Source organism: Labilithrix sp. (assembly GCA_019637155.1).
Taxonomy (GTDB): domain Bacteria; phylum Myxococcota_A; class Polyangia; order Polyangiales; family Polyangiaceae; genus Labilithrix.
Map to the genome: position 1 here is coordinate 1 of JAHBWE010000015.1, position 18,748 is coordinate 18,748.

General features: G+C 70.0%; 22 protein-coding genes. 8 read left to right on the plus strand and 14 right to left on the minus strand.

Translation table 11 applies throughout. From position 1 onward, the window contains the following. The 4 genes from KF837_29295 to KF837_29310 all read right to left on the minus strand — a co-directional run. On the minus strand, positions 1-301 hold a 301-nt coding region (locus KF837_29295), incomplete at its 3' end, for a hypothetical protein (GenBank protein ID MBX3231457.1). A gap of 207 nt (positions 302-508) precedes the next feature. Then, on the minus strand, positions 509-955 hold the full coding sequence (locus KF837_29300; GenBank protein ID MBX3231458.1) for a hypothetical protein: 447 nt from the start codon (positions 953-955) through the stop codon (positions 509-511). Next, a complete protein-coding gene (locus tag KF837_29305; protein ID MBX3231459.1) occupies positions 952-2,109 on the minus strand; it encodes a hypothetical protein in 1,158 nt (385 codons plus the stop codon). Before KF837_29305 ends, KF837_29300 begins: the two co-directional genes overlap by 4 nt. Then, on the minus strand, positions 2,106-3,032 hold the full coding sequence (locus KF837_29310) for a hypothetical protein (protein MBX3231460.1): 927 nt from the start codon (positions 3,030-3,032) through the stop codon (positions 2,106-2,108). The genes KF837_29305 and KF837_29310 overlap by 4 nt, the downstream gene beginning before the upstream one ends. A 58-nt stretch (positions 3,033-3,090) precedes the next feature. On the opposite strand from KF837_29310, the gene KF837_29315 reads away from it, so the two are divergent. Then, positions 3,091-3,468, plus strand: coding sequence for a hypothetical protein (locus tag KF837_29315; protein MBX3231461.1), 378 nt, complete (start codon positions 3,091-3,093; stop codon positions 3,466-3,468). A gap of 3 nt (positions 3,469-3,471) precedes the next feature. Here KF837_29315 and KF837_29320 read toward each other — a convergent pair whose 3' ends face one another. Genes KF837_29320 through KF837_29340 form a run of 5 tightly spaced genes read right to left on the minus strand, consistent with a single transcriptional unit; the run spans position 3,472 to position 9,118 of the window. Continuing rightward, on the minus strand, positions 3,472-4,404 hold the full coding sequence (locus KF837_29320; GenBank protein MBX3231462.1) for a sugar kinase: 933 nt from the start codon (positions 4,402-4,404) through the stop codon (positions 3,472-3,474). 18 nt (positions 4,405-4,422) lie between these two features. After that, complete coding sequence (gene mtnP / locus KF837_29325) at positions 4,423-5,280, minus strand: S-methyl-5'-thioadenosine phosphorylase (protein ID MBX3231463.1); 858 nt, start codon at positions 5,278-5,280, stop codon at positions 4,423-4,425. Then, positions 5,277-6,593, minus strand: coding sequence for a hypothetical protein (locus KF837_29330; GenBank protein ID MBX3231464.1), 1,317 nt, complete (start codon positions 6,591-6,593; stop codon positions 5,277-5,279). Before KF837_29330 ends, mtnP begins: the two co-directional genes overlap by 4 nt. Next, the gene (locus tag KF837_29335) at positions 6,593-7,597 is read right to left on the minus strand and encodes a hypothetical protein (GenBank protein MBX3231465.1); all 1,005 of its coding nucleotides are present in this window, start codon (positions 7,595-7,597) and stop codon (positions 6,593-6,595) included. The genes KF837_29330 and KF837_29335 overlap by 1 nt, the downstream gene beginning before the upstream one ends. 42 nt (positions 7,598-7,639) lie before the next feature. Next, positions 7,640-9,118 (minus strand): protein kinase, encoded by a 1,479-nt coding sequence (locus tag KF837_29340; protein ID MBX3231466.1) that lies wholly within the window; start codon positions 9,116-9,118, stop codon positions 7,640-7,642. Between the two features lie 68 nt (positions 9,119-9,186). Here KF837_29340 and KF837_29345 point away from each other — a divergent pair, with 68 nt between their 5' ends. Together KF837_29345 and KF837_29350 are read left to right on the plus strand one after the other, a co-directional pair. Beyond that, on the plus strand, positions 9,187-10,131 hold the full coding sequence (locus KF837_29345; protein ID MBX3231467.1) for a prolipoprotein diacylglyceryl transferase: 945 nt from the start codon (positions 9,187-9,189) through the stop codon (positions 10,129-10,131). 58 nt (positions 10,132-10,189) lie between these two features. Further along, positions 10,190-10,405: a hypothetical protein gene (locus KF837_29350; GenBank protein ID MBX3231468.1), complete on the plus strand. Its 216-nt coding sequence runs from the start codon at positions 10,190-10,192 to the stop codon at positions 10,403-10,405. A gap of 77 nt (positions 10,406-10,482) precedes the next feature. Here KF837_29350 and KF837_29355 read toward each other — a convergent pair whose 3' ends face one another. Then, positions 10,483-11,010, minus strand: a complete 528-nt coding sequence (locus KF837_29355) for a DUF3341 domain-containing protein (GenBank protein MBX3231469.1) — start codon at positions 11,008-11,010, stop codon at positions 10,483-10,485. A gap of 203 nt (positions 11,011-11,213) precedes the next feature. On the opposite strand from KF837_29355, the gene KF837_29360 reads away from it, so the two are divergent. Then, positions 11,214-12,209, plus strand: coding sequence for a polysaccharide deacetylase family protein (locus KF837_29360; protein MBX3231470.1), 996 nt, complete (start codon positions 11,214-11,216; stop codon positions 12,207-12,209). 427 nt (positions 12,210-12,636) lie between these two features. Then, on the plus strand, positions 12,637-12,999 hold the full coding sequence (locus KF837_29365) for a VOC family protein (GenBank protein ID MBX3231471.1): 363 nt from the start codon (positions 12,637-12,639) through the stop codon (positions 12,997-12,999). A 10-nt stretch (positions 13,000-13,009) separates the two neighbouring features. Here KF837_29365 and KF837_29370 read toward each other — a convergent pair whose 3' ends face one another. Both KF837_29370 and KF837_29375 read right to left on the minus strand, forming a co-directional pair. After that, positions 13,010-13,882 carry a proprotein convertase P-domain-containing protein gene (locus tag KF837_29370; GenBank protein ID MBX3231472.1) on the minus strand — a complete coding sequence of 291 codons (873 nt, stop codon included), beginning with the start codon at positions 13,880-13,882 and terminating at the stop codon, positions 13,010-13,012. A gap of 122 nt (positions 13,883-14,004) precedes the next feature. Beyond that, on the minus strand, positions 14,005-14,841 hold the full coding sequence (locus tag KF837_29375; protein ID MBX3231473.1) for a proprotein convertase P-domain-containing protein: 837 nt from the start codon (positions 14,839-14,841) through the stop codon (positions 14,005-14,007). Positions 14,842-14,861: 20 nt separating this feature from the next. Here KF837_29375 and KF837_29380 point away from each other — a divergent pair, with 20 nt between their 5' ends. Next, the gene (locus KF837_29380; protein MBX3231474.1) at positions 14,862-15,449 is read left to right on the plus strand and encodes a hypothetical protein; all 588 of its coding nucleotides are present in this window, start codon (positions 14,862-14,864) and stop codon (positions 15,447-15,449) included. Here KF837_29380 and KF837_29385 read toward each other — a convergent pair. Then, positions 15,439-16,473, minus strand: coding sequence for a site-2 protease family protein (locus KF837_29385; GenBank protein ID MBX3231475.1), 1,035 nt, complete (start codon positions 16,471-16,473; stop codon positions 15,439-15,441). The genes KF837_29380 and KF837_29385 overlap by 11 nt on opposite strands. A gap of 334 nt (positions 16,474-16,807) precedes the next feature. Between KF837_29385 and KF837_29390 the strand changes: the two genes are divergently transcribed. Together KF837_29390 and KF837_29395 are read left to right on the plus strand one after the other, a co-directional pair. Continuing rightward, the gene (locus tag KF837_29390) at positions 16,808-17,452 is read left to right on the plus strand and encodes a hypothetical protein (GenBank protein MBX3231476.1); all 645 of its coding nucleotides are present in this window, start codon (positions 16,808-16,810) and stop codon (positions 17,450-17,452) included. 71 nt (positions 17,453-17,523) lie between these two features. Continuing rightward, entirely contained in the window at positions 17,524-18,015 is a 492-nt protein-coding gene (locus KF837_29395) for a hypothetical protein (protein ID MBX3231477.1), read from the plus strand. Positions 18,016-18,102: 87 nt separating this feature from the next. Here the strand turns inward: KF837_29395 and KF837_29400 are convergent, their stop codons facing one another. After that, positions 18,103-18,660, minus strand: a complete 558-nt coding sequence (locus KF837_29400; protein ID MBX3231478.1) for a hypothetical protein — start codon at positions 18,658-18,660, stop codon at positions 18,103-18,105. Between the last annotated feature and the right edge of the window lie 88 nt (positions 18,661-18,748).

The window sequence follows — 18,748 nt, forward strand, 5'->3', positions numbered from 1 at the left end:
CGGCTCCGCCGGTCGCGCCGGCGGTCGTGGTCGATCCGGGCCAGCCCGCCGGGGTCACGAGCCATCCGACCAGCGCGATCAAGAGCGCGCAGACGGTGACGATCGCGGACGCGGTCACGACGAAGCCGCCCTTCGCCGCCGCCGCCGCGCCCGCGGCCTTGGTCGCGCTCGTCGCGGTCGCGGTCGCGGTCGCGGTCGCGGCGGCGGCCGCCTTGGGGGAGGCGACGAGCGCGACGACCCCGGCGGTGAACGCCGCCGTCGGCGCGCTCCGGCCGACCGCGCTCGCGAACCGCTCGAGCACCGACTCCTTCAGCGTCGCGCGCGCGCGCTCGAGGCGCTTCTTGATGTCGCGGGACAGAGTTCCTGTCAGGGTGAGTCAGAATTGCTGTCAGTGCCGCCGCCGCCGCGTGAGTCAGAATTCATGTCAGTAGTGTCGGGGTCACGATGCGAAGGGCCGGGGTCGGGCGCCTGTCGGGGCGCCTGTCGGTCGTGGTGCGTCGCGACCCGCTTACCCGGACTCGTTGACGTGCCGCGCGCGATGCTGCCCTCGCGGCTGACGGAGACCGGCTCGATTGAGCAGGAGGCGCACGTACCGCGCTGTGATGCGCAGTTGCACAGCGATCTGCCGATTCGAGACGCCCTCGCTGTGTAGCTCGTACACGCGCCGCTTCTGGAGTTTCGTCCTTGTCCCGCGCGGCAGAGAAAACCGCTCGCCCCCAAACGCCGCGCACACCTTCGACCAGGCTGTTTCACCAAGAACCTCGGCCCACGGATGCGAGGCGCTGGCGGTTGGTTTGCGCGGGATATGAGCGTCGACACCGCCGCACGCATCTGTAAGCTTCAACGTCAGCTCCGGCCCGATCAGGTCCGACAGGGCAAGCATCGAGTCGGGCCATGTGTCGCGATCCGGAATCGCGACGTGTTCAACCGCACGTGGCGGGGGCCGACTCTTCATCGAAACCTCAACGCGCCCAAGCGCGTCCCGGCAACCGCTTCGCGGATCATCGCCCCGCCTAGCGAGCCAGCGCGGCGAAGGAACTGCTCGGTGGTTCGGACTGCTTGGCTGGTAGATACGAAGACGTCGTGCCGTCGAAGGTCAGCGATGAAGAGCGATGACGCCGCAGCGACGGTCTCCGCCCCGAGCTCGTCGTCGGCGGTGAAGTCACGGACGGTCGCCCAGTCCTTGCCTAGCAGTCTGACGACGTATCCGTAGGCCTCAGCGGGAGAGACGTCACGCCCGGCCGCACGCGCCTTCTTGCGGTATCGCTCCGACGCGAGCGCTACGTCGGTCACGTGCTCGACGGCGTCCTCGATGCGGATGTCGATGCCCTTCAGTCGCTGCGCGACTTGATAGAGCTGCGCTTGGCGCTCGATCCTGTCATGGTCCAGTTCCGGGTTCTCATTGCCGTACGCCTTGCCTGCCCGGACAGGAACCGCGTCCACGGCGTCGGCCTCTATGAATCGGTCATAGACCGTCCCGTCGTCTCCAAGCTCGGGCACGACGATAGCGAACGGCTGGTTCGCCATCTTCGAAGGCGGAACGACGATCGGCGCGCGCCATCCCTGCGCGGAAGCCCCTTCCCTCGGGAGCAGCCTCTCCTCGACGAAGTAGGCCGTCGGGGCGAAGCGGCGGAGGAAGATGCCGAACGCTCGAAGGTCCGCTCCGACGGCATGCACCGCTTCGACGAAGGATGGCGCGCCATCTTCGACGAAGGCCACCGCACGCAGGCCCTTCACGGCCGGAGCCGCCGCGCCGAGGAAGCCCACGTGCTTCAAGTACCACCGACCCGGATGCGGATTGGCGAACGCGTCGGGTGTAAAGAAGGAGGCCGAGACCTTGGTGTATCGCCCCTCGCGAACCGCTTCGACGAAGTCATGATTCAAGCGCCCGACCTCGGCCACGAGGACGTTGCCGCTCCGTTCGAGCGACTCGACCCGCCCGTAGGTCGGTGTGTCATCGTGCGGATGCCCGATGACAATCGGCGCCTCGCGAAGACGAGGCTCGTAGGCGAGCGCCGCGGCATCGAGATCAGCAGTCGACAGATCGACGACCTCCCCATTCGACGCGGTCTGCGGTCCGGCGCGAAATATTTCGACGCGCGCCGTCACACCCAGCGCCCGAACGCAAAGGTGATCGCGGTCACGATTGCATAGTGGCTCGGCTCGCTCTGCGCTGCGCCACGGGTCGCGGCCGCGAATTCATCCTTCGCAGCTTGATGCGCGCGTGCATCGAGCGACTCCACGGACGGACATCGCGCCAGAGGGGCTGCGATGCCTGCGCGCGCGCACGCATCACGAACACGCTCGGCGTGCTGCGCGTGCTCGTCGAGCATCGAGCGATGCTCGACGAACGCGCGAACGAGCTGACGGCGTGCCTGCACCATCTTCGCGCCGATCGCTTCCTCGCGCGCCCGGAAGTCGCTCGTGAGCTGAGCGACCTCGAGCGCTGCCGAGTAGCGCGCGAGCGCCGATTCAGCGGCGCTAAGGCATCGCTCCGCATCACGGACCCGATTGGTCGCGGCGTCGAGCTTGGGCGTCAGGAGTCGGCGCGCGCGCTGCAGGTCGGCGTTCGCGCCGCGCTCCGCATCCTGCGCCTTGAGCACTTCGGCCCGCTTCGTCGGATCGGCATCGAATGCCGACTCCGCCTTGCTCGTCTGCGCCTGCACCTTCGCGAAGTCCGACTCCGCCGCAGTCAGCTCCGACGCGATGGCGTCCCTCGCAGCCATCGCTGTCGACAGGGATTCTCTCGCCGCGTCAACCTCACCCTTCCCACCCGCGGCGACGGAGCCAAGAACATCTCGGTTCTGCTCCGCGGCTCGGAGTTGCGAGTCCGCGCGGTCCACTTCCGCTTTCGCTCGGAGGACCGTCTCGCGCGCGTTCTCGCAGGCACGACTCAACGAGGAGAATCGTTCCGCGTCACGCTGCGGCACCTTGCGTTCCTCAGCCAGCTCGGCATCGCACGCAGCGGCGTGGGCGAGGGCATCCTCGTGGCGCGTCTCTGCCGCGGCGAGTTCACCCGCGGCAACGCCCACCGCAGCCGCGAGAAAGGCGTAGATTGGATTCCCTTCGGACTTCTGCTTCCGCGAGCTCGTGAACGCGAAGATCGAGACGTCGACGGTCCCGGTCTACGACGACGAGGGGAAGGAGATCGGCGTCGAGCCCGCCGACGCGGCCCACAAGGAGATGATGAAGGAGTTCGCGGGCTACTACTTCCAGAGCTACACCGACGACGGCGACCCGCGCCCCGCCGACGTGTCCGAGCTCCGCGGCTTCCTCGTCAGCGGCAGCGGCATCCGCATCGACCTCGCGAACATGCTCCCGCACGTCTTCGGCGGGATGGACGCCTCGTACGAGCTCACCTGGGCCGATCTCTCCGGCGCCGGCGTCCTCCGCACGGACACGGACCTCATCGCGCGCACCAAGGCCGCCCGCCCGCAGCAGCCGCCGGAGCCCGACGCGACGAACTGAACGTCACTCCCCGAGCGCGACGGGGCCGCCCGTGTCGACCAGGGAGGTGAAGAGCTTCATCCGCTCGGCGAGGTCCCTCGGCGTCACGTCGAGGAGGCGCTTCGGGCCGATGCCCTCGACGCAGAAGGAGCCGAGCGCGGAGCCGAAGTAGATCGCACGGCGGATCGTCTGGTGGTCGACCTCGCCCGCGCGCGCGATGTAGCCGAGGAGGCCGCCGGCGAAGGAGTCGCCCGCGCCGGTCGGGTCGAGCACCTCCTCGAGCGGGTAGGCGGGGGCGAAGAACATCCCCGCCGCGTCGAAGTAGAGCGCGCCGTGCTCGCCGCGCTTGATGATGAGGCGGGAGGGGCCGCGCTTCCGGATGTCCGCCGCCGCCTTCACGATGTTGTGGATGCCGGTGAGGTCGCGCGCCTCCTCGTCGTTGATGACGAGCATGTCGACCTTCTTCAGGACCTCACCGAGGAGCTTGGGCTCGCCCGTGATCCAGAAGTTCATCGTGTCCGCCATCACGAGCTTCGGCTTCTCGATCTGGGCGAGCACCTCGAGCTGGAGCGCGGGGTGGATGTTGCCGAGCAGCACGAACGGCGTCGCGCGGAACTGCGGCGGGATCTTCGGGCGGAAGTCGGCGAAGACGTTGAGCTGCGTGTCGAGCGTCGTGCGGCTCGCGAGGTCGGGCGAGTAGCGGCCGCGCCAGCGGAACGTCTTGCCGTCGGCGTGCTCCACCCCCGCGGTGTCGACGCCGCGCCGCTTCAGGTCCTCGAGCACGGCGCCGGGGAAGTCGTTGCCGACGACGCCGACGAGGCGGACCGGCGTGAGGAGCGACGCCGTGATCGACGAGTACGTCGCCGCGCCGCCGAGGACGTCGTTGAACACGCCCGTAGGCATCTCGAGGTCGTCGAACGCGAGGGACCCGACGATGAGCGCAGACTCTTTCTTCATGTTGTGCCGAGTCTCTTACTAGAGGTCCATGAGCCAGGAAAGGCGCGCGCGGGCCTCGGGCGACACCGCCGTACCGGCCGTCATCACCGCGCCGCGCGAAGCTTGGTGCGCGATGCTCTTCGTCGGGTCCGGGAGCATGCCGGCGAGGGCGACGAGGGTCTTCTTCGCGAGCACGACGTTGCCCTTCATCGTGGCGACGACCTGCTCGACCGTCACCGCGTCGTGGTGCTCGTGCCAGCAGTCGTAGTCGGTCGCGAGCGCGAGGGTCGCGAACGGCAGCTCCGCCTCGCGCGCGAGCTTCGCCTCCGGCATCGAGGTCATCCCGATCACGCTGACGCCCCACGTCCGGTAGACGCGGCTCTCCGCGCGGGTCGAGAACTGCGGGCCCTCCATGCAGATGTACGTGCCGCCGCGGTGGACCTTCGCGCCGGCCTTGTCGGCGGCGTCGGCGACGGCCGGGCCCATGAGCTTGCAGACCGGGTCCGCGAACGGGACGTGCCCCGCGACGCCGTCCTCGAAGAACGTCGTGATGCGCCGCTTCGTGAGGTCGATGAACTGGTCCGGCACGACGAGGTGGCCGGGCGCGATCTCCTCCTTCATCGATCCGACCGCGCTCACGCTCACGAGGTGCGTCGCGCCCGCCTTCTTCAGCGCGCACACGTTCGCGCGGAAGTTGATCTGATGCGGCGGGATGCGGTGGCCGCGGCCGTGCCGCGGGAGGAAGAGGATCTGCGTCCCGTTCTCGAAGGTGCCCATCACGAGCACGTCGCTCGGCTTGCCGTAGGGCGTGTCGACGTCGAGCTCCTGCACGTCGCGGAGGCCCTCCATCTCGTAGAGGCCGCTCCCGCCGAGGACACCGAGGGTGTAGTTCGTCATGGCTTCTGCACTTTCCAGACTTCGCCGTTGTTCCAGTTGACCCAGTAGACGTACGTCGCGTCGGCGGTGATGCCGCTCGGCGCGCCGACGCCGCGCCAGAGGATCTTCGGGTCCGTGCAGCAGCCGTCGACGGGGCACATCGCGATCGAGCCGCCGAAGTAGGGGAAGTACGGATCGCCGAGGTTCGTCCAGTAGAGGCGGCTCCCTTCGAGGTAGATGCCGTGCGGACGATAGACGCCGCCGTCGGTGCCGGCGCCGTAGGAGCACTCGGTCGTGCCGGTGCGCGTCATCCGCCGGAGCTCGCCGCCTTGTTCGCCGGCGATGCCGTCGTCGAAGAACGCGGCGATGACGGAGCTCCCCGTCGTCGTCACGTTGCCGGGGCCGCCGAGGCGGGCGAACGTGCTGTACTCGGCGATCGCCGTCCCTTGCGTCCCGAGCGCGTTGATCTTCCCGAGGATGGTGCGGCCGACCGCGGTCGCGCTGTAGAACGTGTCGTTCGCGTCGACGTGGATGAAGTCCGGCCCGTTGACGACGTTGAGGTCGATCGGCGCGCCGCCCGCGTCGGGTCCGCCGTCGGGGACCCACTTGTGGAGGCGGCTGTTGTAGTCGGCGTAATAGAGGACGCCGTCGTGGGCGGCGATCGCGAGCGGGTTGTCGGCGATCTCGACGAGGTGCGGCGTGCACGTGTCGGCGGTCTCCGCGTCCGCGAGATCGCAGTACCAGAGGCCGCCGTTCCGACCGGCGTCGTCGTACACGTAGTCGTAGACGAGGAAATAGAGGCGATCGCCGACGATGACCGGCGCCTGCGTGTACTGGAAGCTCACGATCTGGACGGGGTTGCCGCTCGTCTTCGAGATCCGCCAGATCCCGTACTCCGTCGACGGGTAGCTCGACGCGGCGAAGAGCCAGTCGCCGTGCTCGACGACGTAGCGGAAGCTCGCCGCCGGGACGCTCGCGATCGGGATTGCGTCGCAGGTGCCCATCGTGCACTGCGAGGGGCCGAGGCAGACGTTGCCGCACACGCCGCAGTTGTTCTTGTCGGTCGCGACCTTCGAGAGGTCGCACGTCGCGGAGTCGATCTCGAGCGCCGCGTCCGCGTCGGTGCCCGCGTCGTCCGGCGGCTCCGACACGTCGGGGACGGTGCTGTCCGTCACCGGCGTCGCGTCGACGACGACGTTTCCGTCGGCCGTGTTGCCGTCAGCGCCGGCGTCGGCGTCGGGCTCGGGCTCCTCGAACGAGAGGTCGGGCACGCCGATGAGGCCGGCGCAGCCGGTGAGGACGCTGAGGAGGAAGAAGAGCCGGGTGCGTTTCATCAGAACGCTCCGAGGACGGTGAGGCCGGCGCTGTTCGGGCCGGCGTTGGGGGCGACGTGGAGGCCGGTCCGCTTCGACGGCGCGGTGAAGACGAGCACGGCCCCGGCCGCGAGGCCGACGCCGCCGACGATGAACCCTGCGGTCGAGACCGCCCCGAGCGTGCGCGCGGAGTCGGCCGCGTCGACCGCGCTCCGGGACGAGCATCCGCCGTCGGTCGGGCAGACGTCCTTGGCGTCGCTGGCCTTGCCGATCGCCATGAGCCCGGTGACGGTGCCGACCGCGAGCCCGGCCACGCCGACGCCGCCGACGATGAAGCCGAGGGTGCGGCGCGAGCTGCCGCGCGGCTCGGGCGGCGGGGCGGGCGGAGGAAGCGGAGGCGTCACCGCGGGCGGCGGGACCGGCTCGGACGGCGGGGCCGGCTCGGGCTCCGGCTCCGCCTCGAGGCGCGGGATCGTGAGCTCCACGGTTTCGCCGTCTTTCACGATCGTCGCGGACGTGTGGAACGGCTTGTGGCCGGGCGCCTTCGCCTCGATCGGGTGGGCGCCGACGTCGACCGGGATCGACACGCCCCAGATCGCCTTCGCGACCGCGACGCCGTCGCGCGTGACCTCGATCTTCGCGTGGTTCGAGGGATCGACCTTGATCGTCAGCCGCGCGAGCTTCGGCTCGAGCGCCGCCGCGCGCTCCTTCGCGAGCTTCTCCCAGTCCTTCTTGTTGAGCGCCTGCGCCGCGCTCGCGGCCTCCTTGTAGGTGGCCCACGCGCTCGCGGACTGTTTGTTCTTCTCGTAGCAGTTCGCGAGGTGGATCATCGTCCCGGCGCCGCGATCGAGGCGGTTCGACTCCGCGAAGATCGGGCACGCCTCGGCGTACCGCCCCTGCGCGGCGAGCTTCTTCGCCTCGTCGAACAACGTCTCGGCCGCGACCTCGTTGCCCGCGTGCGCGACGCGGGGAGCGAAGACGAGACCGAGCACGAGACATACCGCGCCGAGCTGCTGAGGCCGCATGGCGCGTCATCCTAGCCGAAGCGCGGTAGCGCGCCCGCGCGATCAGCGCCGGCCGATTCCGTCGAGGTCGTCGGGCTTCGGCGCGGGAGGAGGCGGCCTCGGCGCGGCGGGGACGGCCGACTTCACCGCCGGCGGCGGCGTGGGCTTTCGCTCCTCGGGCAGCGCGCTCGCGGCGGGCGGCTCCGTCACCGGCGGCGCGGCGGGCGTGACGGCGGGCGGGAGGTCCTTCCGTCCCGGCGGCAGCGGATTGTCGTTCCCGGCGGAGATCGGCGGCGGCGGCGTCTTTCGATCCGGCCGGCCGGTGAACATCACGATCCCGGCGGAGACGACGAGGCCCGCCGCGATCGCCGCCGCGCCGATGACGAAGTAGGGCGAGCGCGCGACGAGGGCGGGCTTCGGGGAGACGGGGATGGTCGAGAGCGGCTGCACCGCGGTCTCGCCCCACGCGACCGAGGTCCCTTGCGCCTTGACCGGTCCGGACGGGCGGTTCTCGGCCGCGGGGAGCGCGCCGGAGCTCGGGCTGACGAGCGGGAGCACCACCGGGCCGCTCCCGGGGACGGAGCCGGGCGGCAGCGGCGCGGTCGCGGCGAGCACGTTGGTGCGGTTCGAGCTCACCGCGCGGATGCGGTCGGTCGCGGACGTCTGCGTGAGGCCGTGGAACGGCTCGAGCGCCTGCACGAGCTCGAGGACGCTCTGGTAGCGGTGCTCGGGCTGCTTCGCGAGGCAGCGATCGATGACGGCCTCGAGCCCCTCCGGCACCTCCGGCCGGTGCGAGCGGATCGACGGATGGCGCTCGGTCACGACGACGAGCACGAGCTCGGTGACGGTCTCGGCGTAGAAGGGGATGCGGCCGGTGAGGAGCTCGTAGAGGATGACGCCGAGCGCCCAGATGTCGGTGCGCGCGTCGACGTTGCGCGCGGAGCGCAGCTGCTCCGGCGACATGTAGCTCGGCGATCCGATGATCTCGGTCGTCTTCGTGAGCTGCATCTCTCCGGGCGTCGAGGGGTCGACCTTCGAGATGCCGAAGTCGAGGACCTTCACGAGCGGCTTGCCCGCGACCGAGCGCGTGAGGAAGAGGTTCTTCGGCTTGAGGTCGCGATGGACGATGCCGGCGGCGTGCGCCTCCGCGATCGCCTCGCAGGCCTGGAGCACGTAGTCGACCGCCTCCGTGACGGTGGGGAGCGTCGGGCCCTCGCAGACGTCGCCGAGGTCTTGACCCTCGAGGCGCTCCATCACGATGTAGGGGCGACCGTCCTCGAGCGTGCCGACGTCGAAGACGCGGGCGACGTGCTCGCTCCGCAGGCTGACCGCGGCGCGCGCCTCGCGCATGAAGCGGCCGACCACGTCGGTGTGGTCGAGCGCGACGGAGCGGAGCAGCTTGATCGCGACGTTGGTGTTGAGCCCCTCGTGGCGCGCGGCGAGGACGACGCCCATGCCGCCGGAGCCGATCATGCGCTCGACGCGGTATTTCCCGGCGAGGAGCTCGCCGCCGGAGAAGGTGGGCTGCGTCGTGTCCTGCATCCGATCACGGGAGAGTATCGGTCGGGCCGAGGGGCGTCGAGCGCGGTGGTATGCTCGGCGAACGCTGCATGCGGCCGGAGCTATTCCGCCTCTTCGACGTCGGGTTCCCGTCGTACTTCGTCCTCCTCTTGTCGGGCTTCGTGTTCGCGACGGGCCTCGGCGTGCTCTGGGCGCGGCGCATCGGGCTGAACCCCGACGTGATCGTCGACCTCGGGCTCGCGATGCTCCTCGCCGGCGTCGTCGGCTCGCGCATCCTGCACGTGCTCGCGGACGGTCACTTCATGGAGTACGTGCACCTCTGCACGGACCCGAGCCAGGTCGACTGGCCGTTCGACAAGGCGGAGTGCGTCTCGCCCGTGTACGACGGCGTCTGGGACGCGACGCGCGGCGTCTGCCATCCGAAGGAGAGCGACTGCTTCGCGTGGGCGAAGTTCTGGGCCGGCGGCCTCACGTATTACGGCGGCTTCATCGGCGCGACGGTGGCGGCGGTGTTCCTCCTCCGGCGCGATCGCTTCCCGTTCTGGAAGGCGGCGGACATGGCGGGGTTCGCGATCCCGATCGGGCTCGGCTTCGGCCGGATGGGGTGCCTCCTCGCGGGCTGCTGCTTCGGCGCGACGACCTCGCTGCCGTGGGGGCTCTCGTTCCCGCCGCGGAGCCCGGCGAGCGACGCGCAGGCGAAGGCGAACATATTGCAGAGTGCACGCATGTGGAGCGCGCCGGTCCATCCGACGCAGATCTACGAGTCGGCGCTCTCGCTCCTCGTCGCGGTGGTGTGTCTCTACGTCGTGCTCCCGCGGAAGCGCTACGACGGGCAGGTCTTCGCGGCGTCGCTCGTGCTCTACGCTTGCGCTCGCTTCGCGTGCGAGGTGCTGCGGCGCGACGATCGCGGCGGCTTCCTCGGTCTCTCGACGTCGCAGCTCATCGGTCTCGGCCTCATCGCGGCGGCCGCGGTCATCCACGTCGTGCGTGGCAAGCGCGCGCGTGGGACGATTTCGCCCAGCGCGGCGACGTGAGCGTGCGCCGGCGCCGCCGCCTCTCGGGAGCGGAACGAGGCTTGCTCCGTGCTCGAGCATGAACATCACGCCCACGTCCGAGCGCGGCAGCGAGGACCCGAGCCCGACCGGCCCCGAAGGCGAACGTGTCGGCGACGACGACGCTCGCGACGAGGGCGACGACGCGCCGAAGAAGTCGAACAAGGAGCTCGAGCCGATCCCAGGCCCGGGCGCGCCGCTCGTCCCCGATCACCCGACGATCGACTCGAACCCGATCGACCCACGGGTGTTTTGAGTCCCCGCCGGGGGATGCTCCGCGCGCGGGCGCGCGCTCCGCCGCCCCCGGACCCCCCGAGAGGCGGGTCTTGAGGGTCAGGCGCGGGCTTGCGGGAGGGCGGCCTCCGAGGTCGTGACGATGTCGGTGGCGATGACGCTGTCGAGGACGGCGCGGACGACGTCGGCGTCGTTGGCGCTGCGGATGTGGACGGCGACGAGGATGCTGCCGATGGTGCTCTTGCCCTCGTAGTACTTGGCCTCGATCTCGGGGACGGTCGCGCCGAGCATCGCGCCGGCGACGCCGACGACGAAGCCGCCGACCGCGGCGCCGGCGAGCGCGGCGAGGAGGGGCCCGAGCTCGCCGACCGCGCGCAGCGAAGGGAAGAGGCCGGCGAGCGAGAGGGCGAGGCCGAGCGTCGCGCCGAGCATCGCGCCGAAGCCGATGCCCATGAGCGCGCCTTCCGGCGCCTTGGTGTTCGCCTCGAAGCCGAAGTCGTGATCGCCGTGACGGTCGGGATAGAGGACGGAGACGTCCCGCGGCGAGATGCCCGACTCGGCGAGCCGCCGCACGGCCTGGTCGGCCTGAAGAGGAGTGTCGACGATGCCCATGACGACGCGCTTCATACCGCTCCCTCGAAGCAGCGCGCGTGCCGGATCGATCCGATCACGAGGGAGGATCCGAGGATCTGTAAAGATCCGCAGTTCTACCTCCACCCTCATGATCCCACATGGGCCGGCTCGAGCAATTTCCATTGGTTAGACGTGTCGGGGTGGGTGGTCCGATGTGTGCTGATAGCTCGGGCACACGTCCACGGAGGTTCTTGAACATGGTCTCTCGTCGTCTCCTCGCCCTGCTCCTCGTCGCTTCTTCTGGCTGCATCGCGGTCGCTGGCTGCTCCGCGGAGACCGACGACGACACGGCGACGGACGACGGCGCCGACGACGGCATCCCGGGCGACGGGTCCTCGGAAGACGAGGTCGTCGGCGAGCGCCAGCTGAACGGCTCGGAGCTCCCGGCGAAGACCGTGTCGCTCACGTTCGACGACGGCCCCGGGCCGCGCACGCAGGAGCTCGCCGAGTACCTCGCGTCGGAGGGGATCCCCGCCGCCTTCTTCATCAACGGCAAGAACGCGCCGGGCCGCCAGAAGGCGCTCCAGGCGATCGTCGACAACGGCCACGAGCTCGCGAACCACACGCACAACCATCTCCAGCTCACCTCGCAGTCGAGCGCCAAGGTCGTCGCCGAGGTCCAGCTCACCGACGACGTCATCAAGCAGTACCAGCCGCGCGGTCCGTGGTTCATCCGCGCTCCGTTCGGTGCGTGGAACGGCAGCGTCGCGCGCTCGATCAACAACAGCGCGATGAGCAAGTACGTCGGCTCGATCTTCTGGAACGAGGGCGGCGCGCTCACCTCGAACGCGGCGGCCGACTGGGACTGCTGGGGCAAGGGCGTCAGCGTCCAGCGCTGCGGCGACCTCTACCTCCAGGAGATCAAGCGCAACGGGAAGGGCATCGTCCTCTTCCACGACATCCACGGCAAGACGGTCGACATGATGAAGCAGGTCGTCGTCCCCGGCCTCAAGGCCGCGGGCTTCAAGTTCGCGCGGCTCCAGGACGTGCCGTCGATCAAGCGCGCGATGGGCGCCGCCGGCGGCCCGCCCGCGGCGGCCAACGAGTGCGCGAGCGCCACGCTCGGCCGCAACGTGAAGGAGAACGTCTGCGTGCAGTCGCGCACGGACGAGAAGTGGTACCGCTGCGTGGACGGCGAGTGGGCGCGCTCCGAGGCCGGCGACGCGCGCTGCACCGCCCGCCACCCGCTCTGATGGCGGCGAGGAAATCTCCGAAGAACCCCGACGAAGCGAAGCTCCGCGCGCTGGGCCTCTCGTTCCCCGAGACGACCGAGGACTTTCCGTGGGGCCACCGCGCGCTGAAGGTGAAGGGCAAGGCCTTCTGCTTCATGGGCACCGGCGCCGAGGCGGGCTCCGACAGCGACGACTTCTTCTTCACCGTGAAGCTCCCGCACACGGGCGCGATGGCGCTCACGCTCCCGGGCGTGAAGCCCACCGGCTACGGCCTCGGCAAGTCGGGCTGGGTCTCCGCGAGCTGGCCGCCCGGCAAGGCGCCCGTCGCCATGCTGCGCGACTGGCTCCGCGAGAGCTACTGCGCGGTCGCGCCGAAGAAGCTCGCCGCGCAGCTCGAAGGCGACGCGCCGCCCGCACGCGCGCCGAAGACTCGCGTAACCTCGGCCCCATGTCCGAGCCCGCCGCCCACACGCACCACGCGATCGACTACATCGAGATCACCGTCACCGACGTCGCCGCCGCGAAGCAGTTCTACGGCGAAGCCTTCGGCTGGACGTTCAACGACTACGGCCCCGGCTACGCCGGCATCCGCGGCGAGACGCGCGAGCAAGGCGGCCTCGCGCAAGGCGAAAAGCCGGCGCGCGGGGGCCCGCTCGTCGTCCTCTTCTCGCGCGACCTCGACGCGACGCTCACGGCGGTGAAGAGCGCGGGCGGCGCGATCGTGAAGGAGCCGTTCGCGTTCCCCGGCGGCCGGCGCTTCCAGTTCACCGATCCGAGCGGCAACGAGCTCGCGGTCTGGGCCGAGCGCTAGATACGTCCGATCACTTCACGTCGCTCTCGACGAGCGGCGCGGTGCAGTTGGCGACGAGCGACGGGTCGAACGAGATCGACCATCCGAAGATGAACCCGTTGTCCTCCGACCAGCGGTCGGTGACGCGGAGCGTCCATTCGCCGTTCAGCTCGCTGCCGACGAGCGAGTCGAGCGACTTCGCAGGGCGGTAGCTCCCCGGCGCGAGCGACTTCGGGAGGATCTTGTGCTTCGCCGCCTCCGAGTCGAGCATCGCGGGGTTCGGCGCGTCGGCGGACCAGCAGTACTCCGCGCCCTTGCCCGCGACCGGGCGCGCCTTGTCGTCGAGCCTGTTCGGCTCGCCCATCGAGAGGCCGTTGCCCTGCCGGCCGCGGAAGTCGGTGAGGATCGCCTCCTTGCCGTCGGGGCTGATCAGCTTGATCTCGAGGTCGCGGAGCCAGGAGTGCTCCATCGTCACGCAGATCTTCACGAGGTCCTTCTCCGACGCGATCGTCTTGTCCGGGTCGAAGCCCTTGAACTTCAGCTTCGACTCGTAGGGCACGCCCTCGCCGTCGTTGCCGTCCGGGAGCGCGAGCGGCGTCGCCTCGGGTTTGTCGACCTCGCCGCAGACCGGACAGCTGCCGACGCCGGAGCAGTCGGGATCGGCGCAGTCGACGAGGCCGTCGCAGTCCTCGTCGCCGCCGCCGGAGCACTGCTCGGGCTTCGGCTCGTCGCAGGTCGCGCCGTCGTCCTTGCCGCCTTTGCCTTTGCCGGCGATGGAGCCGGGGCCCGTCGCGGCCGCCGCTTCGTCCACGTCGGTGTCGGCGTCTTCGCCGGCCGGTGCGGCGGTGCAGGCGACGAGCCCGGAGAGGACGAGGATCGCGAAGCCGGCGGCCTTTTGCATCACGAGCAGAACGACAGCAAGCGCGATGCCGTCGCGCCGTTCCGCAGAAAAAGCCTGAAATCGCGGGGCGCGCCTGGGGCGGCCAGGCCCCCAGGGTGTATCCCGCGCGTTACTTCACTACTTCGCTACTTCACGCCGAGGTCGGCGATCGGGACGGAGCAGTCCTTCACGAGCTCGGGCTTGAAGGCGATCGACCAGCCGAAGATGAAGCCGTTGTCGAGCGACCACCGATCGGTCACGCGGATGGTCCATTTGCCGTTCAAATCGCTGCCGACGAGGGCGTCCATCGAGGTCACCGGGCGGTACGTGCCGGGCGTCATCGTCTTGTAGTAGGTCTCGAGCGAGGGCTTCGCGTCCTCGGAGTCGAGCATCGGCGGGTTCGGCGCGTCGGGCGCCCAGCAGTACTCCGCGCCGGTCCCCGCGATCGGCTGGTCGACGAGGTCGTCCATGTTCGGCGTGCCCATCCGGATCTGCGTGCCGTCACGGCCGCGGAAGTCCGAGAGGATGACCTCCTTACCGGAGGGGCTGATGACCTTGATCTCGAGATCGCGGAGCCACGAGTGCTCCATCGTCACGCAGATCTTCACGAGGTCGGCGCCCTTCGTCACCTGGCCGACGCCGAAGCCGGTGAAGTTCAGCGTCCCCTCGTAGGGCACACCTTCGCCGTCGTTGCCGTCGGGGAGGGGGAGCGGCGTCGCCTCGGGGCGCTCGACCGCGCCGCACACCGGGCAGCTCCCGACGCCGGAGCAATCGGGATCGGCGCAATCGACGAGTCCGTCGCAATCGTCGTCTTTGCCGTTTCCGCACGCCTCCTTCGTGTCGGCCTTGCATCCGGCGCCGGGCGTGACGCCGCCGATGTTCGGCGTGCTCTTCCCGCCCGCGCCGGCGCCGTCGTCCTCCGCGGAGGAGCCGCACGCGAGGAGGAAGCCGAGGACGAGCAGGCCACACGCCGTCTTCCGCATCCCGATATGCTACGCGACGCGTGCGTACGCGGCGACTCCTCTTTCCCTTGCTCCTCGCGGCGTGCGGCGCCCGCACGGCGCTCGGCGAGGGCGCGGACGTGGACGACGACGGCTCTTTCGTCTTCGTGGACGCGGGCGTGACGCGCGACGCGGCGCGCCTCGACGCATCTCGGAGCGACGCATCTCGGAGCGACGTCGTGCTCCCGCCGCCGCCCGCGACGTGCAGCGGCCCGCTCTTCTCGTGCGGCATGAGGTTGCGCGTCGAGGAGGTCACGCTCTCCGCCGGCTCGTGCTTCGTCGACACCGACGTCGACGAAGGCAACGAGGGCCGCCTCGAGTTCGAGTGCTTCGGCGGCCTCGCGACGGCGCGCTTCGGAAAGACGGTCTTCTCCGGCACCTTCGACGGGCGGGACCTCGATCTCTGCGCCGGCTCGACGTACCGCTGGGCCGACGGCTGCGACTGGACCAGCGCGCAGCGCCTCCGCGGCCAGCTCGCGACCGTGACGAACACGACGCTGCAGTTCGACTACGTCGAGAGCCCGGTCCCCGGCGAGCGCGGGTGCGCGTCGCCGTGCACCGCGCGCGCGACGGTCCGCGTCATCCCGTGATGTCGCGCCAGGTCACCAACGCGGCGATGCCGAGCAGGATGAGCATCCCCGCCGCGTGAACCAGCGCCTCGCCGGTGCGGTTGGGCCTGCGTCCCGCGATGAGCTCGAACGCGAGGAACATGAGCCGCCCGCCGTCGAGGAACGGGAAGGGGAGGAGGTTGAAGAAGCCGAGCGCGATCGAGATCGCGACGAGCACGAGCACGAACGCGTACGGCCCGCGCGCCACCTGCGCCGCGACCTCCTTCGTCATCCCCACCGGTCCGGTCACGCCCTCGGTCGATCGCGTCTTCGCGAGGTGCGCGAAGCCGGCGACGTTCTGCGCCGTCACCGCGGCGGGCATCACGACCGCGAGCTTGGCCGCTTCCCCCACGCCGAGCCGACGCGTGGTGGTCGTCGTCTTCGCGCTGATCCCGATGACGCCCCGGCCGTTCGCTTCGCGGGGGACGATGACGATCGGCGCGAGGCGCTCGCCGTTCCGCTCGACGACGTACGGCGTCTCGATCCCCGCGCGCGTGCTCGTCACCTTCGCGAGGTCGCGGACGTCGTGCACCGGCGTCCCCGCCGCCTCGACGACGACGTCGCCGGCGCGGACGCCGGCGCTCGCGGCCGGCTCGACGACGGCGTCGACGATCATCGGCGACGTCACCTGCGTCTCGGGCCACCCGGCGAGGCCGAGCGCGAAGATCGCGACCGACGCGAACGCGTAGTTCGCGAGCGGGCCGCCGAGGATCGTCAGCGCGCGGGCGCGGAGGCTCTTGTTCTCGTAGAGCCCCGGATCCTTCGGGTCGCTCTCCTCTTCCACCGCGCCCATCCCCGCGATCCGCACGTAGGCGAGGAAGGGGACGAGGCAGAGCTGGAACGTGGTGGGGCTCCCCTTCGGCTTGTGCTTCCAGAGCGCGGGCCCGAACCCGATGCTGAAGGTCGTGACGCGCATCCCGGCGAGGCGCGCGAAGACGTAGTGCCCGGCCTCGTGCACGATCATCAGCAAAGAAATCCCGAAGATCGCAAGGACGAGGTTGGCCATGTGCTCCCGATAGTGGTCTCAAGGACCGTTTTGTTCCCGCGCGCTCCCGTCGAGCGTCACGTGGATGCTGGGGTCGACGTTGCGCTTGCAGCGGCGTCCGGTGCAGATGTCGCGCCGGCACGCTCGGCCGTCGTCCGCATACGCAACGCCGCTCACGACGAGGAGAGCGGCAGCGAGCGCAACGCGGTGCACCCGTCGAGGATAGCGCGTCGCGCTCGTACGAGACGTCCACGACCGTGACCAGCGCCACGGCCCGATCGATCCGGCACCAGGCGCCACAAGTCTGAATACATTCGATTTTTCCAGAGGCACTGCGTTTGCTTCCTTGCCCACCATGCCCACCCGAGCCTGGTTGGCGGCGGCGGTCCTCCTCATTGGTTGCCGCCCCTTCGACGCGGACGACCCCCGCGAGCCCGAGCCGGACACGGCGGAGCCGCCGATGACCGAGACGATGCCGGTCTCGGCGAGCGGCTCGCCCGGCTCATCCGGCGCGGACGGTGCGGACGCGCCCGAGGACACGGTCCCGGCGTCGAGACCGGCGGCGCGCTGGCACGGAGCGTTGAACGAAACGAGGTCGGAGCACTTCAAGGAGTCGCTCCTCCTTTGCTGGCGCGAAGTCTCGTTCAAGGACATCGTCTTCGACCTCGAGCTCGCGGCGGACGGAAAGCCCACGAGCGCGGTCCTCACGGCGACCGCGGTCGACGACGGGAGCTGCAGCGTCACGCTGTTCTCGAGCTCCCAGCGCGAGCAACGCCTCACGTACCAGCTGGGTCCGACGCGCCGCATTCTCCCGGACGGCACGCACGAGCTCGAGCTCCGTCCGGTGGACGACGCGAACCCGCTCAAGGCATCGCTCGTCGTCAGCGGTCACTTCACGGGTGAGGAGAGCGACGGGAAGCTCCTCTGGACGCGCTCGGATTCGACGCCGTGGTCCCTCGAAGCGAACGTGCGATGCAAGCCCAAGCCCGTTCCACAATGATGCGCGAGCTCTGAAATCGATCGCGATCCCGAGCCAGGCAGGGAAGGGGGTGCTACGTCGCGCGGCGACGCATGAACACGAGCACGAGCATTCCTTCGCAGGTCCGCGTGGCGGTCGGCTTCTCCGAACCGCCGCGCCCGCACGGCCCCGCGCTCGGTCTCGAGGGCGAAGGTGCGGTGTGGGCGGAGCACGACGCGGTGGTGCTGCAGGGCGGAGCGCCCGCCGGGAAGGCGCTCGCGTTGGCGCCGATCGCGGCGTGGCTCATCGCGCTCGCGGTGTGTGGAGCGTTCGTGGCGCGCGGCGGCGAGCTCGAGCACCCGCCCGCGTGGTTGGTCGTCGTATGCATCGCGCTCAGCGCCGCGGGCCTGGCCGTGAAGCTCGCCGGCGCACGCCTGCGACGTCCAACGACGCTCCGCCTCGGCTGGTCCGAGGTCCTGGGCGCCGCCCCACTCGGCCTCTCGATGCGCCTCTTCACGACCCGCGGCGAGATCATCCTCGCCGGCCTCGGCCCTTCGGGCGCCGCCAATCTCCAACGCCTCGGCGAACGCATCACCCGCCGATAGCCCGCACCCTCTCGACGCGCTTCGGCCAGCCGGGCTCCGTCTTCTGGATCGACGAAGCCGCGAGGTCTGGCGCGCCGCCCCCTGATCCTACGGCCGCCGAGCCGAGAGCGCGTCACCGAGCGCGGCTTCGTTCAGGAGGTGTCCGCCGTGGTAGCGGACCTCCCTCACGTTCGCGTGCTTGGCGCGAAGCTGTCGAAGCAGGTTCCCGGAGGGATCGAAGTTGTGTTCGTCCTCGTCGCCGACGAGCATGGTGAGCTCTCCGCATCCGGTGAGAGATTCGGGGCTCGGCTCGAGCGGCCCATGGAACACGCCGGCGCCCACGGTGATCGCGCGAACCGCTTCGGGGACATGGCTCTTCAACGAGCAGCTCCGAATCAGCTTGTTCAGCAGGTAGCCCCCGTTCGAGAACCCGACGAGCGTGACGGGACCGTCACCGAAGCACGCCCGAGCTCCCGCACGAACGACCGAGGCGGCCGCGGCGAGCTCGGCGTCATCGAACGACCAGCCCCAGCAGATCGACCCAGGCTGCGTAGGACAGGCCATGCTGGAACGAGGCAGGGCGAAGCGAACGGACAGCTTCCGCGCGAGCGCGGCGAGCACCTCGCGATTCGCCATCTCTTGCGGCGAGGCCGTCGCCCCGTCCATCCCGTGCAAGTAGACAGCAAACGACGTCGCGTCCTTCGGACCAATGCACGCCGCCGTCCGAAGAACGCTGGGCGGTTCGGCATCCATC

Coding starts and splice junctions, on each gene's coding strand:
- KF837_29320 (MBX3231462.1), bottom strand. CDS start 4,404: ATGAAGAAAGAGTCTGCGCTCATCGTCGGGTCCCTCGCGTTCGACGAC.
- KF837_29355 (MBX3231469.1), bottom strand. CDS start 11,010: ATGAAGCGCGTCGTCATGGGCATCGTCGACACTCCTCTTCAGGCCGAC.
- KF837_29360 (MBX3231470.1), top strand. CDS start 11,214: ATGGTCTCTCGTCGTCTCCTCGCCCTGCTCCTCGTCGCTTCTTCTGGC.
- KF837_29390 (MBX3231476.1), top strand. CDS start 16,808: ATGCCCACCCGAGCCTGGTTGGCGGCGGCGGTCCTCCTCATTGGTTGC.
- KF837_29350 (MBX3231468.1), top strand. CDS start 10,190: ATGAACATCACGCCCACGTCCGAGCGCGGCAGCGAGGACCCGAGCCCG.
- KF837_29400 (MBX3231478.1), bottom strand. CDS start 18,660: ATGGACGGGGCGACGGCCTCGCCGCAAGAGATGGCGAATCGCGAGGTG.
- KF837_29375 (MBX3231473.1), bottom strand. CDS start 14,841: ATGCGGAAGACGGCGTGTGGCCTGCTCGTCCTCGGCTTCCTCCTCGCG.
- KF837_29335 (MBX3231465.1), bottom strand. CDS start 7,597: ATGCGGCCTCAGCAGCTCGGCGCGGTATGTCTCGTGCTCGGTCTCGTC.
- KF837_29330 (MBX3231464.1), bottom strand. CDS start 6,593: ATGAAACGCACCCGGCTCTTCTTCCTCCTCAGCGTCCTCACCGGCTGC.
- mtnP (MBX3231463.1), bottom strand. CDS start 5,280: ATGACGAACTACACCCTCGGTGTCCTCGGCGGGAGCGGCCTCTACGAG.
- KF837_29345 (MBX3231467.1), top strand. CDS start 9,187: ATGCGGCCGGAGCTATTCCGCCTCTTCGACGTCGGGTTCCCGTCGTAC.
- KF837_29340 (MBX3231466.1), bottom strand. CDS start 9,118: ATGCAGGACACGACGCAGCCCACCTTCTCCGGCGGCGAGCTCCTCGCC.
- KF837_29300 (MBX3231458.1), bottom strand. CDS start 955: ATGAAGAGTCGGCCCCCGCCACGTGCGGTTGAACACGTCGCGATTCCG.
- KF837_29365 (MBX3231471.1), top strand. CDS start 12,637: ATGTCCGAGCCCGCCGCCCACACGCACCACGCGATCGACTACATCGAG.
- KF837_29395 (MBX3231477.1), top strand. CDS start 17,524: ATGAACACGAGCACGAGCATTCCTTCGCAGGTCCGCGTGGCGGTCGGC.
- KF837_29385 (MBX3231475.1), bottom strand. CDS start 16,473: ATGGCCAACCTCGTCCTTGCGATCTTCGGGATTTCTTTGCTGATGATC.